The sequence below is a fragment of the uncultured Amnibacterium sp. genome (assembly GCF_964245895.1).
Lineage (GTDB): Bacteria > Actinomycetota > Actinomycetes > Actinomycetales > Microbacteriaceae > Amnibacterium.
The window spans coordinates 1-5,217 of the sequence record NZ_CAXTOQ010000200.1; the positions used below are offsets into that span (position 1 = coordinate 1).

A 5,217-nucleotide genomic window follows, 5' to 3' on the forward strand; every position below is an offset into this window, starting at 1 on the left:
CGGAGAAGCCCTCCTCCTTCGCGATCCGCAGCACGTCCTCGTCCAGCTCGGGCGCGTCCCCGACCGTGTCCGCGACCGCGTTGATCCCGACGATCGCGTCGAGGAACCACGGGTCGATCGCGGTCGCCTCGAAGACCTCCTCGACCGTCGCGCCCGCCCGGAACGCCTGCTGCACCTGGACGATCCGGCCGTCGGTGGGCGTGCGGATCGCCTCCAGCAGCGCGGCCCGGTCGCCGGGGTCGCCCTCCCAGGAGAACGAGCTGCCCCGCTTCTCGAGCGAGCGCAGCGCCTTCTGCAGCGCGGCACCGAAGGTGCGGCCGATCGCCATCGCCTCGCCGACCGACTTCATGGTGGTCGTCAGCTCGGGGTCGGCGGCGGGGAACTTCTCGAACGCGAACCGCGGCACCTTGACGACCACGTAGTCGAGCGTCGGCTCGAAGCTGGCGGGCGTGACCCTCGTGATGTCGTTCGGGATCTCGTCGAGCCGGTAGCCGATCGCCAGCTTCGCCGCGATCTTCGCGATCGGGAAGCCGGTGGCCTTCGACGCGAGCGCGGAGGAGCGGGAGACCCGCGGGTTCATCTCGATGACGATGATCCGGCCGGTGGTCGGCTCGACCGCGAACTGGATGTTGCAGCCGCCGGTGTCGACGCCGACGAGCCGGATGATGTCGATCGCGATGTCCCGCATGTGCTGGTACTCGCGGTCCGTGAGCGTCATCGCGGGGGCGACGGTGATCGAGTCGCCGGTGTGCACGCCGACGGGGTCGACGTTCTCGATGGAGCAGACGACGACGGTGTTGTCGGCCGTGTCGCGCATCAGCTCGAGCTCGTACTCCTTCCACCCGAGGATCGACTCCTCGAGCAGCACCTCCCCGACCGTGGAGGCGGCGACGCCCTGCTCGACGAACCGGGCGAGCTCCTGCGGGGTGTGCGCGAAGCCGGAGCCGAGGCCGCCCATCGTGAACGACGGGCGGACGACCATCGGGTAGCCGAGGTCGTCGGCGTGCTCGAGGGCGTCCTCGACGCTCGTCGCGATGCGGCTGCGCGCCACCTCCGCGCCCGCCTCGATCACGAGGTCCTTGAAGATCTGGCGGTCCTCGCCGCGGCGGATCGCGTCGACCTTCGCGCCGATCAGCTCGACTCCGTACCGGTCGAGGATCCCCGCCTCGGACAGCGCGATCGCCGCGTTCAGCGCCGTCTGGCCGCCGAGGGTCGGCAGCACCGCGTCGGGCCGCTCCTTCGCGATGATCGACTCGAGCACCGGCAGGGTGATCGGCTCGATGTAGGTCGCGTCGGCGAAGTCCGGGTCGGTCATGATCGTCGCCGGGTTCGAGTTCACCAGGACGACGCGGACGCCCTCCTCGCGCAGCACGCGGCACGCCTGGGTGCCGGAGTAGTCGAACTCCGCCGCCTGGCCGATCACGATCGGGCCGGAGCCGATGACGAGCACGCTCGTGATGTCGTCCCGCTTGGGCATCAAACCCGGCCTTTCGAGTCGTTCGATTCGCGATTCGAGTCGCCTCCACAGCGGCGAAGCGACTGGAATCGCGATTCGGAGCGGGTGGAGGCGGTCATGCGGCTCCGTCCGTCGGGGCGGTCAGGGTCGCGATGGCGGCCGCGTCGCCGCCGGCGCGCTCCGCGAGGACCATGTCGCGGAAGCGGTCGAACAGGCCGTCGGCGTCGTGCGGGCCCGCTGCCGCCTCCGGGTGGTACTGGACCGAGAAGGCCGGGATGTCGAGGCAGGCGATGCCCTCGACGACGTCGTCGTTCAGGTCGACGTGCGTCACCTCGGCTCGGCCGTACCCGTTCGGGGTCTCCACGGGGCCGCCGCGGGGCGCGTCGACCGCGAAGCCGTGGTTGTGGGCGGTGATGCCGATGCGGCCCGAGCGCAGGTCGACGACCGGCTGGTTGATGCCGCGGTGCCCGAACGGCAGCTTGTAGGTGCCGAACCCCAGCGCCCGGCCGAGCAGCTGGTTGCCGAAGCAGATGCCGAAGAACGGCGTGCGGCGCGTCAGCACCTCGCGCAGGATGCCGATGTGGTGCTCGCTTGCCTCCGGGTCGCCCGGGCCGTTCGAGTAGAAGACCGCGGAGGGCTCGAGCGCGTACAGCTCGTCGACGGTCACCGACTCCGGCACGACGTGCACGTCGAAGCCGCGGTCGGCCAGCTTGCCGATCGTCGCGGCCTTGATGCCGAGGTCGACGATCACGACCGAGCCGATCCGCTCGCCGCGCGCCGGCTCCGTGTAGGTGGCCGTGGTGGAGACCTCGGCGGAGAGGTTGCGGCCGGCCATCGACGGCTGCTCGAGGACGAGCGCGAGCTGCTGCTCCTCCGGCAGCGCGAGGTCGTCCCCCGAGAAGATCGCGGAGCGCATCGCGCCCTTGTCGCGCAGGTAGCGCACGACCGCGCGGGTGTCGATGCCGGCGATGGCGACGATCCCGTCGCGCTCGAGCTCGTCGTCCAGGGTGCGCTGCGACCGGAAGCTGGAGGCGACCCGGGAGGGGCGGTGCGCGGCGTAGCCCGCGACCCAGATGCGGTCCGACTCGGGGTCCTCGTCGTTCATTCCGGTGTTGCCGATGTGCGGCGCGGTCATCACGACGATCTGCCCGGCGTAGGACGGGTCGGTGAGGGTCTCCTGGTAGCCGGTCATGCCGGTGGTGAAGACGGCCTCGCCGAAGGTGCGGCCGCGCGCGCCCCAGGCGCGGCCCGCGAAGCGGCGGCCGTCCTCGAGCACGAGCACGGCGCCCTCGGTGCGCAGTTCACGGGCGGTCGGCATGCGACGGCTCCTGATCGGTCGGGCGGAGCGCGGCGAGGAGGCTCGCCTGCACGTCCGGCGGGAAGCGGAAGGCGGACTCGACGGGCACCGCGGCGCCCTCCGCGTCCGTGAGGGACCAGGCCAGGACGAGCAGACCGTCGCGCTCGACGCCCTTGTCGAGCGCCCAGCTGGCGGTGCCCGCGCCCGTGACCGCGGCGGTCGGGAGGAAGAACGCGGGCGCGCCCGCCCGGTCGACGAGCACGCCGAGGTCGGTGGCGGTGACGACGGCGGGGGCGCGGAAGCCCAGCTGCGCGACCACGACGCGCTCGAGCGGCCGGCCCGCGAACGTCGTCGCGACGTGCAGCCCGGAGGCGACGACCGACGGCGTGCCGATGTCGTCGGGCACCTGCGGCAGGGCGAGGCCGGTCTGGGCGCGACCGCGACGCCGCCAGGCGAGCGCCATCCCGGCGAGGGCGAGCACGAGCAGCGCGAGGACGATCGCGACGGACACCGGGTTCACGCCCATGCGGCGACGACCTCCTCCGGCTCGCGGACCCGGCCGTCGAGCACCGTGGGGACGCCGCGGAAGACGGTCGCGATCACGCGGCCCGGCAGCGTCTGCCCGAGGTACGGCGAGTTCGTGCTGCGGCCGGCCAGGTCCGTCACGGCGAAGGTGCGGCGCGCGGTGGGGTCGAGCAGCACGAGGTCGGCCGTGCGGCCGACGGCGACAGGACCCGCGGCGGCGGCCAGCCCGCCGATCTCCGCAGGGCGCCTCGACATCGCGCGCTCCACCTCCGGCCAGCCCATGAGGCCGGTCTCGATCATGGCCGCCTGCACCACGAGCACGGCGCTCTCGAGCCCCACCATCCCCATCGCGGCGGCGGACCACTCGCTGCGCTTCGCCTCCGCCGGGTGCGGGGCGTGGTCGGTGGCGACCGCGTCGATCGTAGCGTCGGCGAGGGCGGCCCGGAGCACCGTGACGTCCTCGTCGGTGCGGAGGGGCGGGTTCACCTTGTACCGGGCGTCGTAGCCCCGAGCGGACTCGTCGGTGAGCCACAGGTGGTGCGGCGTCACCTCCGCGGTGATGCGGATCCCGCGGGCCTTCGCCCAGCGGATCACCTCGACGCTGCCCGCCGTCGAGACGTGGCAGACGTGCAGGCGGGAGCCGGTCGACTCCGCGAGCAGCGCGTCGCGGGCGATGATCGCCTCCTCGGCGACCGCGGGCCAGCCCTTCAGCCCGAGGTCGGCCGCGACCGCGCCGTCGTGCAGCTGCGCACCCGCGGTGAGCCGCGGCTCCTCCGCGTGCTGCGCGATGACGCCGTCGACGATGCGGGCGTACTCCAGCGCCCTGCGCATGAGCAGCGGGTCGGCGACGCACGAGCCGTCGTCGCTGAACAGGCGGACGCGGGCGCGGGACCGGGCCATGGCGACGAGCTCGGCGAGCTGCTCGCCCGCCCGCCCCTTCGACACCGCGCCGATCGGACGCACGTCGACGTAGCCGGCTTCCTCGCCGAGCGCCGCGACCTGCTCGACGACGCCGGGGGTGTCCGCGACGGGCGTCGTGTTCGGCATCGCGTGGATGGTCGTGTACCCGCCGGCGGCCGCGGCGCGGGAGCCGGTCAGCACGGTCTCCGCGCCCTCCCCGCCCGGCTGGCGGAGGTGGGTGTGCAGGTCGACGAAGCCGGGCAGCAGCAGCAGCCCGTCCGCGTCGATCGTCCGCTCCCCCGCCGCGGCGGGCAGCGACCCGGTCTCGACGATCACGCGCCCGTCGATGCGGACGTCGGTCCGCGTGCCGTCGGCGAGCCGCGCGCCGCTGATCCTGGTCGAGGTCATGCGTGGCCTCCCGCGAGGACGTCGTACAGCACGGCCATGCGCACGCCGATGCCGTTGTGCACCTGCTCGAGCACCGTGGAGCGGGGCGAGTCGGCGACCGGCCCCGCGATCTCCAGGCCGCGGTTCATCGGTCCCGGGTGCATGACGAGGCTCGATGGCGGCAGCCGATCCGCCCGCGCGACGGAGAGCCCGTAGAGGGTCGAGTACTCCTTCGCGGTCGGGAAGAACGCCTCCGTCATCCGCTCCCGCTGCACGCGCAGGGTCATCACCGCGTCGGGCGCCGTGTCGATCGCGGCGTCGAGGTCGATGCCGGTCGTGACCGGCCAGGCCTCGGTGCGGGTCGGCAGGAGGGTCGGGGGCGCGACGAGGTGCACGCTCGCACCGAGCGTCGTCAGCAGCCAGATGTTCGACCGCGCGACCCGGCTGTGCAGGACGTCGCCGACGATCACCACGCGCACCCCGTCGAGGTCCCGCCCGCGGCTCGCGTCGGCGTGGAGGCGCTTGCGGATGGTGAACGCGTCCAGCAGGGCCTGCGTCGGGTGCTCGTGGGTGCCGTCGCCGGCGTTCACGACGCCCGCGTGCGTCCAGCCGCTCGTCGCCAGCGTGTGCGCGGCGCCGGAGGACGCGTGCC

Annotated in this window: 4 protein-coding genes and 1 pseudogene; all 5 read right to left on the reverse strand. The window is 73.3% G+C overall.

The window, feature by feature from the left end; all coding sequences use genetic code 11:
- The coding region (gene carB / locus ACFE60_RS17440) for a carbamoyl-phosphate synthase large subunit (RefSeq protein ID WP_375390126.1) at window positions 1-1,477 on the reverse strand (1,477 nt) is incomplete at its 3' end.
- Between the two features lie 94 nt (window positions 1,478-1,571).
- Window positions 1,572-2,774, reverse strand: a complete 1,203-nt coding sequence (carA, locus tag ACFE60_RS17445; protein WP_375390127.1) for a glutamine-hydrolyzing carbamoyl-phosphate synthase small subunit — start codon at window positions 2,772-2,774, stop codon at window positions 1,572-1,574.
- Entirely contained in the window at window positions 2,758-3,279 is a 522-nt protein-coding gene (locus tag ACFE60_RS17450; RefSeq protein WP_375390128.1) for a hypothetical protein, read from the reverse strand. Before ACFE60_RS17450 ends, carA begins: the two co-directional genes overlap by 17 nt.
- Window positions 3,270-4,586: a dihydroorotase gene (locus tag ACFE60_RS17455; protein ID WP_375390129.1), complete on the reverse strand. Its 1,317-nt coding sequence runs from the start codon at window positions 4,584-4,586 to the stop codon at window positions 3,270-3,272. The genes ACFE60_RS17450 and ACFE60_RS17455 overlap by 10 nt, the downstream gene beginning before the upstream one ends.
- A pseudogene (locus ACFE60_RS17460) lies at window positions 4,583-5,217 on the reverse strand (aspartate carbamoyltransferase); the annotation flags it as partial. The pseudogene ACFE60_RS17460 and the gene ACFE60_RS17455, both read right to left, overlap by 4 nt.